Source organism: Pedobacter sp. ISL-64, from assembly GCF_018613605.1.
In the GTDB taxonomy this organism is placed as follows: Bacteria; Bacteroidota; Bacteroidia; order Sphingobacteriales; family Sphingobacteriaceae; genus Pedobacter.
In genome coordinates this window covers 282,838-299,047 of sequence record NZ_JAGGPU010000010.1, presented here as the reverse complement: position 1 = coordinate 299,047, position 16,210 = coordinate 282,838, and the positions used below count along the sequence as shown (strand labels likewise).

Annotated in this window: 15 protein-coding genes; 6 read left to right on the top strand and 9 right to left on the bottom strand. The window is 39.2% G+C overall.

What is annotated here, in order from left to right:
* Window positions 1-181: 181 nt before the first annotated feature.
* The 3 genes from J7E57_RS15445 to J7E57_RS15435 form a co-directional block, all read right to left on the bottom strand.
* Window positions 182-2,113 carry a glycoside hydrolase family 88 protein gene (locus tag J7E57_RS15445; RefSeq protein ID WP_215165664.1) on the bottom strand — a complete coding sequence of 644 codons (1,932 nt, stop codon included), beginning with the start codon at window positions 2,111-2,113 and terminating at the stop codon, window positions 182-184.
* A gap of 5 nt (window positions 2,114-2,118) precedes the next feature.
* Window positions 2,119-3,792 carry a glycoside hydrolase family 28 protein gene (locus J7E57_RS15440; protein ID WP_215165663.1) on the bottom strand — a complete coding sequence of 558 codons (1,674 nt, stop codon included), beginning with the start codon at window positions 3,790-3,792 and terminating at the stop codon, window positions 2,119-2,121.
* A 159-nt stretch (window positions 3,793-3,951) separates the two neighbouring features.
* Complete coding sequence (locus J7E57_RS15435) at window positions 3,952-4,908, bottom strand: pectinesterase family protein (protein WP_215165654.1); 957 nt, start codon at window positions 4,906-4,908, stop codon at window positions 3,952-3,954.
* Between the two features lie 359 nt (window positions 4,909-5,267).
* Here J7E57_RS15435 and J7E57_RS15430 point away from each other — a divergent pair, with 359 nt between their 5' ends.
* Window positions 5,268-6,908, top strand: a complete 1,641-nt coding sequence (locus tag J7E57_RS15430) for a glycoside hydrolase 43 family protein (protein ID WP_215165652.1) — start codon at window positions 5,268-5,270, stop codon at window positions 6,906-6,908.
* Between the two features lie 5 nt (window positions 6,909-6,913).
* Window positions 6,914-7,705, top strand: coding sequence for a rhamnogalacturonan acetylesterase (locus tag J7E57_RS15425; protein WP_251029933.1), 792 nt, complete (start codon window positions 6,914-6,916; stop codon window positions 7,703-7,705).
* Window positions 7,706-7,732: 27 nt separating this feature from the next.
* Here J7E57_RS15425 and J7E57_RS15420 read toward each other — a convergent pair whose 3' ends face one another.
* Both J7E57_RS15420 and J7E57_RS15415 read right to left on the bottom strand, forming a co-directional pair.
* On the bottom strand, window positions 7,733-7,984 hold the full coding sequence (locus J7E57_RS15420) for a DUF6814 family protein (protein ID WP_215165650.1): 252 nt from the start codon (window positions 7,982-7,984) through the stop codon (window positions 7,733-7,735).
* Window positions 7,985-7,998: 14 nt separating this feature from the next.
* Complete coding sequence (locus J7E57_RS15415; RefSeq protein ID WP_215165649.1) at window positions 7,999-9,522, bottom strand: MFS transporter; 1,524 nt, start codon at window positions 9,520-9,522, stop codon at window positions 7,999-8,001.
* Between the two features lie 151 nt (window positions 9,523-9,673).
* Here J7E57_RS15415 and J7E57_RS15410 point away from each other — a divergent pair, with 151 nt between their 5' ends.
* Complete coding sequence (locus tag J7E57_RS15410) at window positions 9,674-10,564, top strand: bestrophin family protein (protein WP_215165648.1); 891 nt, start codon at window positions 9,674-9,676, stop codon at window positions 10,562-10,564.
* A 35-nt stretch (window positions 10,565-10,599) separates the two neighbouring features.
* Here the strand turns inward: J7E57_RS15410 and J7E57_RS15405 are convergent, their stop codons facing one another.
* The 4 genes from J7E57_RS15405 to J7E57_RS15390 all read right to left on the bottom strand — a co-directional run bounded on the left by J7E57_RS15405 (window position 10,600) and on the right by J7E57_RS15390 (window position 13,663).
* Window positions 10,600-11,145, bottom strand: a complete 546-nt coding sequence (locus J7E57_RS15405) for a TlpA family protein disulfide reductase (protein WP_215165646.1) — start codon at window positions 11,143-11,145, stop codon at window positions 10,600-10,602.
* A gap of 68 nt (window positions 11,146-11,213) precedes the next feature.
* Complete coding sequence (locus J7E57_RS15400; protein ID WP_251029932.1) at window positions 11,214-12,503, bottom strand: hypothetical protein; 1,290 nt, start codon at window positions 12,501-12,503, stop codon at window positions 11,214-11,216.
* Between the two features lie 130 nt (window positions 12,504-12,633).
* Window positions 12,634-13,161 (bottom strand): hypothetical protein, encoded by a 528-nt coding sequence (locus J7E57_RS15395; RefSeq protein ID WP_251029931.1) that lies wholly within the window; start codon window positions 13,159-13,161, stop codon window positions 12,634-12,636.
* Window positions 13,154-13,663: an RNA polymerase sigma factor gene (locus J7E57_RS15390; RefSeq protein WP_051691810.1), complete on the bottom strand. Its 510-nt coding sequence runs from the start codon at window positions 13,661-13,663 to the stop codon at window positions 13,154-13,156. Before J7E57_RS15390 ends, J7E57_RS15395 begins: the two co-directional genes overlap by 8 nt.
* An 838-nt stretch (window positions 13,664-14,501) precedes the next feature.
* On the opposite strand from J7E57_RS15390, the gene J7E57_RS15385 reads away from it, so the two are divergent.
* The 3 genes from J7E57_RS15385 (at window position 14,502) to J7E57_RS15375 (ending at window position 16,164) form a co-directional block, all read left to right on the top strand.
* Entirely contained in the window at window positions 14,502-14,906 is a 405-nt protein-coding gene (locus J7E57_RS15385; RefSeq protein ID WP_215165644.1) for a hypothetical protein, read from the top strand.
* A 432-nt stretch (window positions 14,907-15,338) separates the two neighbouring features.
* Window positions 15,339-15,563 carry a DUF2798 domain-containing protein gene (locus J7E57_RS15380; RefSeq protein WP_057930794.1) on the top strand — a complete coding sequence of 75 codons (225 nt, stop codon included), beginning with the start codon at window positions 15,339-15,341 and terminating at the stop codon, window positions 15,561-15,563.
* Between the two features lie 31 nt (window positions 15,564-15,594).
* Window positions 15,595-16,164, top strand: a complete 570-nt coding sequence (locus J7E57_RS15375; protein WP_215165642.1) for a Crp/Fnr family transcriptional regulator — start codon at window positions 15,595-15,597, stop codon at window positions 16,162-16,164.
* The last annotated feature ends 46 nt before the right edge of the window (window positions 16,165-16,210 follow it).

The window sequence follows — 16,210 nt, the reverse complement described above, 5'->3', positions numbered from 1 at the left end:
TGTTTGTTAGTTTTTTGCCACGGAGGCACGGAGTATTTTTTCATCCAATATGTCACGTTGAGCTTGTCGAAACGCTGTTTGCTGTAATTTTAACAAGTCCTTCGACAGGCTCTCTGCAGGAGTCCTTTGGACAGGATGACAGTTTTACTTCGTCATCTGTGTTCATCTTTTTCATCTGTGGTTACTTTTTACTGGGAACCTGTTTAATCAACCAGTTTACCAAATCGTTCGTTGCCTTAAAGTTTTCAAAATCTGCGGGCAATTTTCTGCCATCGATATATTCGTTATAAAACCAAGGATCGCCCACCGCGAAAACAGTTCCCTTACCATATTTTGCTGTTGCAATAAGCACATCACCATTATCCTTTAAGGCCGAAACGGCAGGGCTTTTTGCCACAATAGTGGAAATCTCTTTGATATAAACTTTCTTAGCTGTTTTAAAAATTGAATTTCCGGCGGGGATTTTTACTGCGCCCTGTTCAAAGTTCGAACCTTGAACCTTGTTGCGGCTATCCTCGTTAAAATGGATGCCAAAGGTTTCTGGTAATACATTGAATTTCGAAATTTCACAATTGCCAACATCATTTAATAACAATACCAATACGCCACCCGCTTTAACCCACTCGCTAACCTGTTTGGCATGTGCAGCATTCATGAAATTTGGGTTTGCAGTTTCTTTTTCCGTATCAGGGTCTACAATAATGTAAATGTTACTTCCTTTTAAGTTTGCTGTTGTTGGTGCAGTTTTAAGGGTAGCGGTTTTTACACCAGCATCGTTAAATACTTTACCGAATAACGAAAAGCCATTGTTATCATCTTCTTCCCATACGTAATGAAAGGGGATTTTATCTCCGGTTGGGCCGGTCATATACTCGTTATTGAAAAAATTATCAACCGTAACGGTTAAACCTTTACCTGTTTTAGGGAGCGCGGCAATTTCCATTTCTGAAGCGGCGCAAATAAATGCCCCTACACCTTTCGGATCGTTGGTGATTACTTTTTCGCTGATGTAATAGTCGAAACTTCCGTCGCGGTATTTAGGTTTCCCACCCAATCCCGATACCGAAACGGTTTTGGTGAGGTTAATTCTTTCTGCTCCTGCTTGTTCAACAAATTCTTTCTTTAAACCAGCATAACCCTTATTTGCAGCATCCATAAATGTTGGCGCCAACCAACCTTTACGCACCCCTTTGGCCAGGCCATATACAAACATGCTCGAAGCTGAACTTTCGAGGTAATTTCCTTTTCTGGTTGGCATATCCAAAATATCAAACCAAACACCTGATTTTTGATCCTGATATTTTACAGTAGCAATTGCAGTACGGTTTAAAATGGCAATTAATTCTTTTCGCTGCGGGTGGTTAGCCGGAAAATTATCCAATACATCTACCAGTGCCATGATATACCAGCCCATCGCTCTGCCCCAAAAGTTTGGCGAACGGCCTGTTGTTTTATCAGCCCATTTTTCTGTTCTGCTTTCATCATAACCGTGGTAAAGTAATCCTGTTTTAGCATCACGCGAGTTCTTTTCCATCAGGATAAACTGCTTTGCAATGTCGTCGAAAGCTGCATCTTTTTTCATCAGCTTAGCATACTCCGCATAAAAAGGTTCACCCATGTATAATCCATCCAACCACATTTGGTTCGGATAAATTTTCTTGTGCCAAAATCCACCTTCTTTGGTGCGCGGTTGTTTTTGAAGCTGATCGTATAGTTTAGTTGCCGCTAACAGGTATTTTTGCTGTCCGGTAACCTTATATAACAATAATAATGAACGGCCATTTTTAATGTTATCGATATTAAAATCATCAGGTTTATACGTATTGATATTTCCTTCCTTATCCAAATAGGCATCCATTGAGCTTTGGATGTACTTGAAATATTTCCCATCGCCGGTATTCCGCCAAACTGCTGCAGCACCTTCCAGTACCACGCCCATGTCGTAGGTCCATTTAGGGCCTTTTGCACCTTTTAACAATGTAGTATCCTGAAACAGTTTTTCCATCGCTGTTAAGGTTAACTGTTCTGACAATTTCTTTTGGGCAAATCCACTTTGTGATAAAATAGAAAAACCGATGAGCGCAGCTGCTGTATATAGAATTGATCTCTTCATGTTTGTTATTTTGAAATTTCCAGTGCTTTTTTATCTACCTCTATACCTAAAAGTGAAGCCATTTTTGCTTTAGAAACATCTGTTCCGCTAATTTTTACACCTTTTGTTTTTTCTCCCGATACATCAAACAAAACCTTGCTGTTATCAGGGTATTTTAAGTTACTGATATTGATGTTGGAACTGTTCTGGATCATTACAACCGGACTGGTATCTTCGGTAATTACGTTTATGTTTTTAAGGAAAATTCCAGCGGCTTCAATAATTTCAATGCCTTTCTTCGCTTTTATGGTTACGTTTTCCAGGTGGATATCTTTGATGTTCATTTCTGGCAAACCCCTGAAAAACATGGCTTTCTCAGCGCCATTGGCTACCACATCTTTAATGTAAAAGTTTCTGAACTGAGGGGTAGCTTCGGTTACCGGAACCGTTACCGTTTTAATGGCTTCACGTTTTTCGCCTGCCAAAGGAACCGGATCAACCGCAGCATAATACATATCAAACAGAATCGCTTCGCCCGGAATATCAATCATGTTGATGTTGTTGATATAAATATTTTCTACCACACCACCACGTCCGCGGGTAGTTTTAAAACGCAGGCCAATATCGGTGCCGATAAAAGAACAGTCGTACACCCAGATATTTTTCGCACCACCACTCATTTCGCTTCCGATTACAAAACCGCCATGGGCATGGTAAACCACATTATTCCGAACAATTACATTTTCTGTAGGTACGCCACGTTTACGGCCCGCTTCATCTCTTCCCGATTTAATACAGATCCCATCATCACCCACATCGAAAGTGCTGCCTTCAATCAATACGTTTTTGCACGATTCTACATCAACACCATCACCATTCTGTGCAAACCAAGGGTTTTTTACCTGTAGGTTTCTTAAGGTCAAATCCTCGCAAAGTAAAGGGTGTAAATTCCACGCGGGTGAATTTTGAAAGGTAACGCCCTCTAAAAGAATCCTTTTGCAACCTGTTAACACCAACAGATTCGGACGAAGGAAATCTTTTATATCTTCATAATCAGCTGCTGTTTTACCAGCCTCAATTACGCCGGCATTTTTGGTATTCGAACCTTTAACGGTTTTCTCAGATGGGTACCACATTTTTCCGTCAGCCCTCACTACGCCACCAGATGCCACCAAGGTTTTCCACTGTGTTTCGGTCAATTTATCTTTTTTAACCATGCGCCAGGCACCACCGTTCCCGTCGATAATCCCGGTTCCGGTAATGGCTATATTTTCGAGATTAACACCCGAAATCGGACTCTGGTTTCTCCACGCTGGTTGGCCTTCCCAATTTCCCTGTACCAATTTGTATTGGTTAAAGTCGTCGGTAAACTGAAGGATTGCATCGCGTTTTAGGTGTAGATTTACATTACTTTTTAACTCAATAGGACCGGTTAACCACAAGCCAGATGGAATTAAAACCACACCACCACCTTTCTGACTCACACTGGCTATGGTTTTATTGATGCTTTGCGTATTTAAGGTAATCCCATCGCCCTTTGCTCCAAAACTGATAATACTTGTGGTATCTTTTTTAAATTTAACCTGCTGGATAATGGGTAGGCTTTGCTGTTGTTGCGCTATGGCAGAACTTGCAGAAGATAAAATTAAGCATGCCAGCGCTACTTTAATACGGCATAAACTACCAGAAATATGTTTCATTATTTGTGCTGTTAAATTATACTTGGTTATTGTAATAACAAGTGTACGTTGTTTGCACTTAAAATAGAAGAGAAATCTATGCAATCGTTACCGGAAAACGAAGCAAAAAATCGCCACCAAACAGCCCACTAACATCTGTATATCAATTATTTAACCAACTTATTTCGCCTCCGGATTCCACCCACGGAAAACGTTTTCCAAAATGTAGGCCTTATACTGCTCTTCGGTTAACTGATGCGACCAATTTGCCCTGCTTTTTGGATCGGCGCCTTTTCCAGTGCTTTTATATTCAGCGTAATAGGCTGTTTTCTCGTTACTCTCTTTACCCCAGTTGTTCCAACCCTCAGGGCGGATAAAATCAGACAGTTCGCAGTTGAGGTAGACAACTTTTGCGTAAGGCCTCCACGGTCTACCCAGGTAAAAGCTATTGGCTGGTGCATCTCCTTTGATTTTGCATTTGTTTAATACATAACCAAATTCTGTAGTATCAGCAGTTGATGCCGCCGTGATATAACCCGCCTTTTTGCAGAAAATAGTGCAGCTTTCGAACCAGGCTGTAGAAGCTCCGAAAATAAAATCGACTGTTCCTTCGATATAACAGTTTTTATAATATTGGCGGTTATTCCCACCATAAGTATAAAGTGTATCCTGAAAACCTAAAAACCTGCAATTGGTAAAAATTAGTTTATCACCGCCTGCCCAAACTGCAACGGCTTGCCCCACCGGGCCTGATGAATTTTCGAAGGTGATGTTTTCTGCGGAAAAGCCTTCACCATAAATATAAAAGCTGGAAGAACCTGAAGTACCTTTTTCTTCGCCAAAAGCATTCTTCTTCTGTGCATAATCATCATAAGTTAAAATGGTTTCGTTAAGGTTCTCCCCAATAAATTTCACATTCTTTTTAGAGGCTGCCAATATCAGCTTTTCTTTATAAATGCCTTTTTTGATAAAGATTACAGTCGTTTTATTCCTGAAATCGGGCACTGCGTGGATAGCTTCCTGTACGGTTTTAAAATTTCCGCTTCCATCGGCAGCCACAATAAAATCAGGTTTAACATCAAAGGCATTTGCAACGAATGAAATCGCTGTGAGAAAAAATAAGATGATTGCTTTCATATCAATTTGGTTAGGCTTAAATTAAAATCGGCCACGTAAAAGTATAAACTTTGTAACGTAGCCGTGTTTTTAAAATATATGATGAACAATTTTAAACATTAATATTCATCAGAAAGAAGTTTTTTCAAGATTAAACACTGCAAACGATGTCGGGAACGATTGCACAATAACAACTTGCCTAAAAATAAAAAAAGACTTAACCTTGTTAGTAGGCTAATTTGATAAAATAGACTCGTCGTCATTCCCAACTTGATTGGGAATCTTAATGCAATCATAAGCCGCATTAAGATTCCCGCCTGCGCGGGAATGACGTAACGCTAAATAAATAACTGACCAAATATTAAAAACATCATTGTATAATGAAACATCTATTTAATTTAATCCTCGTTTTAAGTTTTAGCATAAATACCTTTGCCCAACCTGCTCCAAAAAGTGGGTACATATCTAAAGTTTGGGTTTCTGACCTAGGTAACGGGACGTATAAAAATCCGGTTATCAATGCCGATTATTCTGATCCTGACGCTATCCGGGTGGGAGATGATTTTTATATGATCGCCTCCAGTTTTGATGCCATCCCGGGCTTGCCGATCCTGCATTCGAGAGATTTGGTCAATTGGACAATAATCGGTCATGCCTTAAAACGCCAGCCTCCATTTGAGCATTTCGAAAAAACCCAGCATGGCAATGGTGTTTGGGCACCTTCCATCCGCTACCGCAATGGCGAATTTTATATTTATTACCCTGATCCTGACTTTGGTATTTATTTAACTAAAGCTAAAACCATAACAGGAGCATGGTCTGCACCAAAATTAGTCGCCGCAGGTAAAGGATTGATTGATCCCTGTCCGTTCTGGGATGAAGACGGCAAGGCCTACCTTGCTTACGCCTACGCAGGAAGCCGTGCTGGCATAAAAAGTGTTTTGGCCATTATGCCATTAAGCAGCGACGGATCAGCAGCTACAGAAACCGGCAGAATTGTATACGATGGCCACGAACTCGACCCAACCATTGAGGGACCAAAAGTTTATAAACGCAACGGCTATTACTATTTGTTCGCACCAGCTGGCGGCGTTTCTACAGGCTGGCAATTGATTCTGAGAAGCAAAAATATCTACGGCCCATATGAAAGGAAAGTAGCCATGGATCAAGGGAAATCTTCGGTAAATGGCCCTCATCAGGGCGCCTGGGTAAATACTCAAACGGGCGAAGATTGGTTCCTTCATTTTCAGGATAAAGATGCTTATGGTCGCGTGGTTCACCTGCAGCCCATGAAATGGGTGAACAATTGGCCTGTTATCGGGCTGGACACCGATGGTGATGGAAAAGGCGAACCCGTTATCACCTATAAAAAGCCGAATGTTGGTAAGGTTTATCCGATCGAAACGCCTGTGGAAAGTGATGAGTTTGGTACTTCGAAATTAGGTTTGCAGTGGCAATGGCAGGCCAACCCGCAGCCTACCTGGTTATTTACCGATGCAGATAAAGGTTTGTTAAAATTATACACTACAAAAATCCCTGATGACGCTAAAAACCTTTGGGATGTTCCAAACCTGTTAATGCAGAAATTTCCTGCCGATGAATTTATGGTAACAACCAAGCTCTTGTTTAAACCTAATCCAAAATTGGAAAATGAAAAAACAGGTTTGGTGGTAATGGGAAGAAGTTATGCGCAGATTAGTATTAAAAGCAAAAAAGACGGGTTATATCTGGTATATGGCGTTTGCCAAAGTGCCGACAAGGGAAAAACGGAAAATGAAAAGGAAATTACCAAATTAAAATCTGGCTCGGTATATTTCAGGGTTAAAGTTACTGCTGGTGCAAAATGCCAGTTTAGTTATAGTGAAGATGGAACTCGTTTTACGGATGTAGGAGATGAGTTTCAGGCCACCGCAGGCCAATGGATCGGTGCAAAAATGGGAATATTTGCCACCAGAGATACCCAAACCAATGATTCAGGAATTGCCGAATACGATTGGTTCCGTGTACAAACGTTAAAATAATAAAGATGAAAAACCACAAATACCTTATCGCAGCCCTTGGTACCGTTTTACTGATGTCTTTCATTACAAAACCAAAACCTGTTAAGGTGTATTTAATCGGCGATTCTACTGTAGCAGATTATACCCTGGATGAAGGCTATCTGCAAAAGAAGTACCCCATTACAGGCTGGGGACAGGTTTTTCAGCAATTCTTAAAAAAAGACAGCTTAAAAAAATTAAACAGGCTGATTAAAAGCGACAGTGCTTTGGTTATCGATAAGGCAAAAGGAGGAAGAAGCACCAGAACTTTTTTTGAAGAGGGAAGGTGGAAAGAAGTTTTATCAGCCTTGGAAAAGAATGACCTGGTATTGATCCAGTTTGGCCATAATGATGCGGCAAAAGATAAACCTGAACGTTATGTTGATATCCCGGGCTATAAAGATTTTTTAAGGATGTATGTGAAAGAAACAAGGGCAAGGGGTGCTTTACCGATCCTGATCACCCCGGTTACCCGCAATTACCCCTGGAAAGATGGTAAACTGGGTAGTGCACATGGCGAATACCCACAAGCGGTGAAAGATGTGGCCAAAGAATTAAATGCGCCCGTTATAGATCTAACCTCACTTTCAGCGAGTTTTTTCACAACAAAAGGCAGTGAATTTGTAAGCAAACATTACTTTATGAATTTAGACTCAGCCAAATACGAGGCTTATCCAAAAGGGCAAAAAGATAATACCCACTTCCAACCAGAAGGAGCCAAAGCGGTTGCGCAGTTGGTTTACAATGAGCTAAAAAACATCAACCGCAAGATGAATTAAGGAAGATATTACCTAACAGCCTATAAATTACAACTCCTCCGAACTTTCCGGCAAGCGATCATACTCTCCTTTCCAGGCATAAAAGCCAAATATCATCAATCCCAAACTTATGGGGAGGAAAATAAACAGGATAATTGCCCATTGCAATATGGTATTGGTACGTTCGATATCTGAATGGGTCAAGCCCACTTTATCTATTGCCTGGATAAACAAAAATGTCATTGTTAATGGCCCTAAAACCATCCAAACCAAGCCTAAAAATTTCTTTAACGTATTCATCTTCTTCTTCGTATCTAATCGTTAATATTTTCGTCTCTTTTATTCGATAAATAAATTGTGCCAATAACCAGGCTCAATGCTGCTATACCTATCGGATACCATAGACCTGATAATGGTGTAGAGCCTGAAAAGCTTGCAATGAGTGTTGCAATAAATGGTACAAGCCCTCCAAAAACACCGTTGCCGATATGATAAGGCAAAGACATAGAGGTGTACCTGATTTTAGTAGGGAATAGTTCGACAAGGAATGCCGCAATTGGCCCGTAAACCATCGTTACCAGCAAAATCTGGAAGAAGATTAAACCGACAAATTTCCAGAATATTGGCGTAGGCAAAACTTTATCTTTTATTACTTCTTTACCTAAGAGAATCCCTTTGGTTGCAGAAACCGTATCGGTTTGCACCTTATTAAAGGATGCACCGTTTTTAAGCATTATTTTAGTAGAAACCGTTCGCAAGCTATCAGTTGAATTCGCAATTAAAACAGATGTTACAGGAGCTGGGCTGGCAGATAAAATATCAGTCTGTTCAATTTTTGTATAATCGGTATCATCTAAAAACATTTGATAGATTGGGCGATAGAAAAGAATACCCAAAAGCATCCCGCTTAGCATAATCCATTTCCGGCCAACCTTATCACTCCAGGCACCAAAAACTACAAAAAATGGCGTGGCAAAAGCGATTCCCCAAAGTAAAATATACCTGGAGTCGTTAAAATCTAATTTACAGGTATTCTCTAAAAATGATTGTGCATAAAATTGACCTGTATACCAGATTACCCCTTGCCCCATGGTAGCACCAAATAAAGCCAGCAGTACCATTTTAAAATTCGCTTTGTTGTTAAAACTTTCTTTTAAAGGGTTTTTTGAGATATTTCCTTCAGCTTTCAACTTAGAAAACATTGGCGATTCGTGCATTTTCATGCGAATATAAATCGACACTACAACGAGCACAATGGATAACAGGAAAGGAATTCTCCAGCCCCAATCGCCAAAAGTTTCAGCGCCTAAGATGTTTTTTGTGATTACGATAATCCCTAATGAAAGGAACAGTCCTAAGGTTGCCGTAGTTTGAATCCAGCTGGTAAAAAAGCCCCGTTTATCTTTAGGCGCGTGCTCTGCTACGTAAGTTGCAGCTCCACCATACTCTCCGCCAAGGGCTAATCCTTGAACCAACCTTAGTATTAAAACCAAAATTGGTGCGGCATAACCAATGCTTTTGTAGGATGGGATTAAGCCGATAAAAAATGTCGATCCACCCATTAGCACCAAAGTGAGCAAAAAAGTATATTTTCTGCCGATTAAATCGCCAAGTCTGCCAAAAACCAATGCGCCAAATGGACGAACAATAAAGCCTGCTGCGAAAATTGCCAAAGTGTTGATCAGGGCGGATGCTCCTGCATCTTCTGGAAACAATTGATGGCCAATGATAACTGCAAGGCTACCAAAAATGTAAAAATCATACCATTCAATCAGCGTACCTAACGATGATGCACCGATTACTTTAAAAATATTGTTCTTGGGTAAAGTGTCGCTCATAAGAAATAAGAATATTTGGTTTCCCAAGATAAACATTTGCATGACAATCGGCAACCTGTACTGTCTGTCATTTAATTTGTTACATTACCAAACATTTTGGCTTTAGTTTTGTATTTTCATCCGTAACGAATTTATTTCCCATTCAGATTATATGCTTTTAATACAAAACATCAGGTTAAGTAGAATTTTAAGAAATACGTGGCACGTTGATCTGATCATGATTGCCTCCTGCACTGCGGCTTACTTTGTACGCGAGTATTTAATTGCGCATCATTTTTCCATTCCATCCATTATTCCAACGGTTTTAGGTACAGCTATCGCCTTTTTTATCGGTTTTAACAATAACCAGGCTTACGATAGGTGGTGGGAAGCCCGAAAAATATGGGGTGCTTTGGTAAACGATTCCCGCTCTTTTGCAAGGGCATTGATTAATTATGTTGATGAGGATGAGGAAAGCGTAAAACGGATGATTTGCAGGCACATTGCGTTTTTATATGCTTTAAAGGCAAGTTTGAGGGGAACGGTAGACGAAATTTACACCAAATATTTATCAGAAGCAGATTTAAAAGAAATTGGAAAACACAGTAACACGCATAATGCGATTTTAAATATACAATCGAGAGATTTACAGAAATTATCAAAAGCCAATGCCATTGATGGTTTTCGCTTTATCGAAATTAACGAGATGTTAACCCGGTTCTCTGATTCAATGGGCATGAGCGAACGCATTAAAAACACCATATTCCCTACCACTTATACCTATTTAACTAAAGTGTTTATCTGGTTATTTGTAGTAACATTTACCTTGGTAATCAGTCAGGATGCAGGGCCTGCTGCCATATTTTTGGGCTGGTTAATAGGTTTCGTATTTGTATCTACACAGATTAATGGAATGAGCCTGGTTAATCCTTTCGAGAACAATTCGGCAGGTGTTCCGCTTAACCAGATTACGAGAACGATAGAAATTAATCTTTTGCAGATGCTCGAAGAAGACGAGATCCCGGAGCCTGTTAAACCGATTAATGACGAATATGTTCTCTAAGTTTTTATCGTTTCGTCCCTGTCTTCGAAAAATTACTAATTACCTGTTAATGCAAATTTTAACTTCTCCTCAAAAAGTACCGATTTAGCTTTAAACTGTGGGTCAGAAAAGGAAATATTAGCAGTAGCGTAAATAATTTTTCCATCTTTTCCTACCAAAACATTTGACGGAAAGCCGTGATTAATATTCAGTTTTCGGATCTCATCTTTGCTTAATGATACAATTTCGTATTTGTAACCGTTCCGTTTCTGAAATCGCCTGGCACTGGCGGGGCCATCATGGGTAACCCCGATAAATCTCACAGCTTTTTTGCCATATTTAGCCACCAAGTTATTTAATTCAGGCATTTCGGCTATACAAGGCGGGCATTTTTCGAACCAAAAGTTAATCACCACTACCTGGTTTTTTAAATCGGTATTGGAGAGTTGTTTTTTATTGATGGTTAAACCATTAAAATGAGGTAAATCTTTACCTATTAAATCTTCGAAGAAAGTTTCCTGGGTGGCCCATTTAACGGGAGCATTTTGAGCCAATGTTGCGAAAGAAAAAACAGAGAATAGGAGAATAAGGCAAATTTTCATCAGCGCAAAATATAAAAAAAGTCCTACCAATATGGCAGGACTTCAAGATTTGTTTGGTTTAGAAAATCTTATTTAAAGGTAACGGAACCATATTCTGTTTTAATGGATACGTTTGCAGCACCACCGCTACCAATCTTGCCTGTATATTTTTTAGTCTCATCATCTTTACTTACCAAACTTGATGTTACGTTTGAACCATATTTGAAGCCTGCATATGAAGTAGAAACATTAAAATTAGCATTATAACGGTCGGCAAAGCCCAATCCAACGCTTACATATTCGCCACCAAAGGTGAAGTTTTTACAAGCTGGAGTAATTTCGTTTACGCTAAGGCGGTTGTAATCCATGTTGATGTTTGCATCACCATTTAACGCACCCAAGGTAACGTTAGAATATTCTGCATTTACTGCAATTTTACCAGCTGATGCAATATTTAAATCGCCATAAGCTTGTTTAACAACCGTATTACCTTTAACCGTGTTGATGTTTACTTTGGCATATTCTGCATTTAAAAGCAGGTTGCCGCCAATAGTGCCGATGGTTAAACCTTTACCATATTCTACCTTAATATCGGCTGATCTCCTGATGGTATTGATGTTTACAGCAACATACTCGGCATCAAGCTGTAAAGTGCCCACAGCGCCAATGGTTACAGGACCATTGTATTCATGTTTTACCACTGCAGCATTTAGATCCTGGATATCGCATTTACCATATTGAACATTGATGTAGTTATTTACGTTGCTTAAATTGCCAGCAACCAGATTGCCATATTCTACCTTTAAAGAAGTTGGACCAGAAAAATTACCCAATTCTACGTTGCCATATTCTTGTGAAACCGTTAATGGGTTTACTGCTGGCATATACACCACGTAATTTACTTTCACTTCCCTCCGCCAGGTGGTTACTCCATTTTTCATCCCACGGCCATAACGTCCGTTTCTATCGCCCATATTCGTTCTGAAAGTAACTACATCACCGTTTTTATTCGCATCAATACTTATTCCATCAATCAGTTTTTGCGCATCATTGTCCGAACTGCTGTAAGCCTTAATATCTACATCAACGCGTACTTCTTTTTTATCCCAGGTTTTAATGGTGATCGCTCCGTATTGGTTGTTTAAATTAATTTTGTCGTTATTATCTACATTGAAACTCTTGCTAAAAGATTTTGAACGTTCGGCATCACTTCCTGTTTGATTGTGTTTTACCTGATTTACTACCATCGCCAATGTTGAAGATTTCGCTGCACTTTCGACAATTACCTTCTCTGATGGACTATTTACCGCAACTTCTTGCGCATTGGTTTTTACGGCGATTAAAGCCATAAAGGCTAAAAATATTTTTATTGTTTTCATGTTGTTAGTTGTTAAACATTTAATAGCTCAAAACCTGCCGGCCGGCAATAAGCAATTCAATGTGGTGAGCGTTCCCTTCTCGAATCCTCTCCTAAATGAGTGGGTTTTGATCGCGTTAATTTCTCTTAAATTAAATCTGGTTAACCCTTTTGTAATCGTCAACCTGGTTAATAATTAATAATTGTTGTTTTAATAACTGCAGTTGTATTTCGCGGTTTTTAACCATGGCCTTTACCACAAAAGTTTGGTTGGGCGAGGTTGGCAGTTCTGCTTTTAATCTTTCGTAATCTTCATCAAGCTTTTTCAGATCGGCGGTAAATTTTTTATACAACTCTGGATTCGCAGAAGCGAAAATGGCCAAACTATCTCTTTTTTCGGTAATTAAACCTGCGAAGTGGACTTCTTTTTTTGCATATGAAGCACTAACGTCGGCTATTTCTAAATCTTTGTTTTGTAATTTTCCTACGTATAACCAGGCTAAACCGAAAACCACCACGATAGCTGCTGCTGCACTCATCCATAAATACAGCTTTACTGGCTTTTTTTTCTTTTTTTTGTCTAATTCCTGTTCAATCTTTGCCCAAAGTCCTGCCGATGGCTCCATTACATCGAAAGCTTTACGGTTCTCCTTTACAAAGGTCTCTAATCTATTATTCATCTCTCATCCCTTTCTGTTCTAAAATACTTTTTAACTTCTTTTTCGCCCTCATGTACTGTGTGCGGCTTGTATTTTCACTTATTTTTAAAATGTGTGCAATTTCCTCATGGTCGTAACCCTCTAAAAGGTATAAACTCAATACTACTCTATAGCCATCTGGCAATTCGGTAATGGCTGTCCTAATTTCATCAGCTTGCAACCGTACTTCACTGTCATCAAAACTATCCTCATCAGGCACTTCCGATAGCTCATCGGTACTTACAAACTCCATCTTACGTTTACGTAAATAATTGATGGATTTGTTGATCACGATCTGCTTTAACCAAAGTCCGAAAGTGGTTTCCTGCCTAAAATCGACAATTCTGGTAAAAGCATCTAAAAATGCTTCCTGTAAAACATCTTCTGCCTCTTCTTCGTAATTTAAAATGCGCAGCGCCACATTATACATGGCCTTTGCATACAGCTTGTACAATTCAAACTGTGCTGCGCGGCTGCCCTGCATGCATTTTTTTACTAGCTCTAGGTTCTTATCGATGTATACGGCTTCCAAAATTTCGAATATTCTGATTATAAGACATAAGGGATTTTAAAACGTTGCATCAAGGTAGAAAAAAAGTTTAGAAATAAGTTAATACAGTATTAAGATAGAATTAAATGCACTGTTATGCTCAGGAGCGAAGCACAAAATGACTTCTTCATTCCCGTAAAAAGTGTTTTTATATTGAATAGGAAATGAGCCGTTCTGAGTCTTTGGCTTTTTCAGTCCTGCTTTTTGGTACGAGTTCCGATGAAGGATCGGAAGCTCTTCCCGACAATCGGGTTTATTTTACTTAGGCCGGTGCTTGGAAAACAAACCGCTGTTAACTAAACCCGACGGCAGCGAGCATCCCGATTCCTTCAATCGGGATAAAGCGAATGGCGGGGCTACAGCAACTATGAAATGCTGCCCTTTCGTTTCCTAAAAAGAAAAACATTTTATTATTAATGGGAAATGAGCGGTTCTGAGCTTTTGGCAATTTCATTCCCGCTTTCTGGTACGAGTTCCGATGAAGGATCGGAAGCTCTTCCCGACAATCGGGTTTATTTTACTTAGGTCAGTGCTTGGAAAACAAACCGCTGTTAACTAAACCCGACAGCAGCGAGCATCCCGATTCCTTCAATCGGGATAAAGCGAATGGCGGGGCTACAGTACCTAGAAACACTAAGCTTTCATTTCCAAAACCTAAAAATAATTATACTCAATAGCAAACAAGCAGTTTCATGTTTTGATATTTATGGAAAATCAGCTACCTGACCATCATAAATTTGAAATCCCTGAAACAAACAATTAACTTCATGCCATGGAAACCGATTTAATCATTTCAGCAATAAACGAATTACACAAAAAAGCAGAGCAGGCTTTAGAAAGTAAGGATGTAATGGCCTATACTGCCATCTTTGATGACAGCTTAACTTATACTCCTGCAGAAGGTATAGCGCTTAATAAACGCGATTGTACAATCGATTTAAAAAAATATTTTGGCCATATTAAAGAAATACATACCAGTTATTACCGCATTAAATCTTCTTTTGAAAACGAAGTTTTTACCGAAAAAATTGCCCGAAAATCAGTCATTTTAAAGCCGAATCTGCTTATTTTTTCTAAAAAACAAACTATCCAGACAGAAGAAATTTACCATTGGAAAAATATTAAAGGTGAGTGGAAAGTAATCGCTATTGAAATTGTGCTGGAAGAGAAATATTAAAATGGATAGGCAGCACCATAAATATAGAATTGTTATCCCAAAAGATGATCCATTTCACAAAAATCAATAGGAAAGCCTGAAAGTTTTTAATGAGATAATTCATATAGGAAGATCGTCATTTCGACCGCAGTGGAGAACCCGAAGGCTCTGCGAAGCAAAATCTTTAAATTTCAATTCTTATAAAAGTCCAAAGATCTCTCTATTCCGTTGCACTCCAATCGAGATGACGATTTTTCTATTGGACTGTCAATGCCAGCCTCTCGAAGGATCAGATTAAACAATTTGTAACGTTTCGATGGCTCAATTGGTAGGGTTCGGATCAAATATTACTTCTAAAGGTTATTTACGTTTTCTTCCTTTTTTGACCTACATCAAAGTTTAAGTTTTTTAATGGATGCACCTTTACAACATTATAAATTAAACAGACCAAAAATGAAAAAAGAACATTTCAAATACATCAACACGCTTTTCGTGGTTATCCCTATGACATTAATTATGGCGTTTGTAGGTTTAATGCGCAACTACGGTTTTGGCGAAGATTGGTTTATCAAATTCTTAAAAGCATGGAGTATTATGTTACCTGTAGCCTATTTTGCAGCCTTTATCATTATTCCCAATGCACGGAAACTGGCCGAAAAGATTACTTCTAAAGCCTAAACATTGTTACATTTGGTTAAGACTAAATTAAATGCACGAACAGCTTTCCAGTTACATCAGAGAAAAGATTACGATCACTGATGAAGATTTGACGGTCGTAATCTCTTTTTTCAAGTTCATGCAGGTAAAGAAAAATGAAATTATGATCAGCCCCGGCGAAACGAGTCAACGGATTTACTTTGTTGGTAAAGGCTGCTTGCGAATTTTTTTCCTAACTGAAGGTGGTACCGAAGCCACCAGGCATTTTGCTTTCGAAAACCAGTTTGCTACAGCTTTAGTCAGTTTTATTACAAACCAAACATCAAAAGAATTTATTCAGGCGATAGAAGATACCGAACTGTATTACATCTGGCAAAATGATTTTTACCACCTGCTTACCATCATCCCGCAGTGGGAAAAACTTTACCGCCATTACCTGGAGTATGCCTATGTAACCAATACCAATCGTTTGATGTCGTTTATTACGCTCGATGCCACCGAGCGTTACCGCCAGCTGCTTGCCCAAAATCCAGGGGTGGTAATGCGCATGCCGAACAAAATGGTTGCCTCTTATTTAAATATCTCACAAGAAACTTTAAGCAGATTAAAATCAAAAGCATAATTTAGGATATAATTCAATAGGTTTCTAAATTATCATATCATTAAGA

Coding starts and splice junctions, on each gene's coding strand:
- J7E57_RS15445 (WP_215165664.1), bottom strand. CDS start 2,113: ATGAAGAGATCAATTCTATATACAGCAGCTGCGCTCATCGGTTTTTCT.
- J7E57_RS15440 (WP_215165663.1), bottom strand. CDS start 3,792: ATGAAACATATTTCTGGTAGTTTATGCCGTATTAAAGTAGCGCTGGCA.
- J7E57_RS15435 (WP_215165654.1), bottom strand. CDS start 4,908: ATGAAAGCAATCATCTTATTTTTTCTCACAGCGATTTCATTCGTTGCA.
- J7E57_RS15430 (WP_215165652.1), top strand. CDS start 5,268: ATGAAACATCTATTTAATTTAATCCTCGTTTTAAGTTTTAGCATAAAT.
- J7E57_RS15425 (WP_251029933.1), top strand. CDS start 6,914: ATGAAAAACCACAAATACCTTATCGCAGCCCTTGGTACCGTTTTACTG.
- J7E57_RS15420 (WP_215165650.1), bottom strand. CDS start 7,984: ATGAATACGTTAAAGAAATTTTTAGGCTTGGTTTGGATGGTTTTAGGG.
- J7E57_RS15415 (WP_215165649.1), bottom strand. CDS start 9,522: ATGAGCGACACTTTACCCAAGAACAATATTTTTAAAGTAATCGGTGCA.
- J7E57_RS15410 (WP_215165648.1), top strand. CDS start 9,674: ATGCTTTTAATACAAAACATCAGGTTAAGTAGAATTTTAAGAAATACG.
- J7E57_RS15405 (WP_215165646.1), bottom strand. CDS start 11,145: ATGAAAATTTGCCTTATTCTCCTATTCTCTGTTTTTTCTTTCGCAACA.
- J7E57_RS15400 (WP_251029932.1), bottom strand. CDS start 12,503: ATGAAAACAATAAAAATATTTTTAGCCTTTATGGCTTTAATCGCCGTA.
- J7E57_RS15395 (WP_251029931.1), bottom strand. CDS start 13,161: ATGAATAATAGATTAGAGACCTTTGTAAAGGAGAACCGTAAAGCTTTC.
- J7E57_RS15390 (WP_051691810.1), bottom strand. CDS start 13,663: ATGCAGGGCAGCCGCGCAGCACAGTTTGAATTGTACAAGCTGTATGCA.
- J7E57_RS15385 (WP_215165644.1), top strand. CDS start 14,502: ATGGAAACCGATTTAATCATTTCAGCAATAAACGAATTACACAAAAAA.
- J7E57_RS15380 (WP_057930794.1), top strand. CDS start 15,339: ATGAAAAAAGAACATTTCAAATACATCAACACGCTTTTCGTGGTTATC.
- J7E57_RS15375 (WP_215165642.1), top strand. CDS start 15,595: ATGCACGAACAGCTTTCCAGTTACATCAGAGAAAAGATTACGATCACT.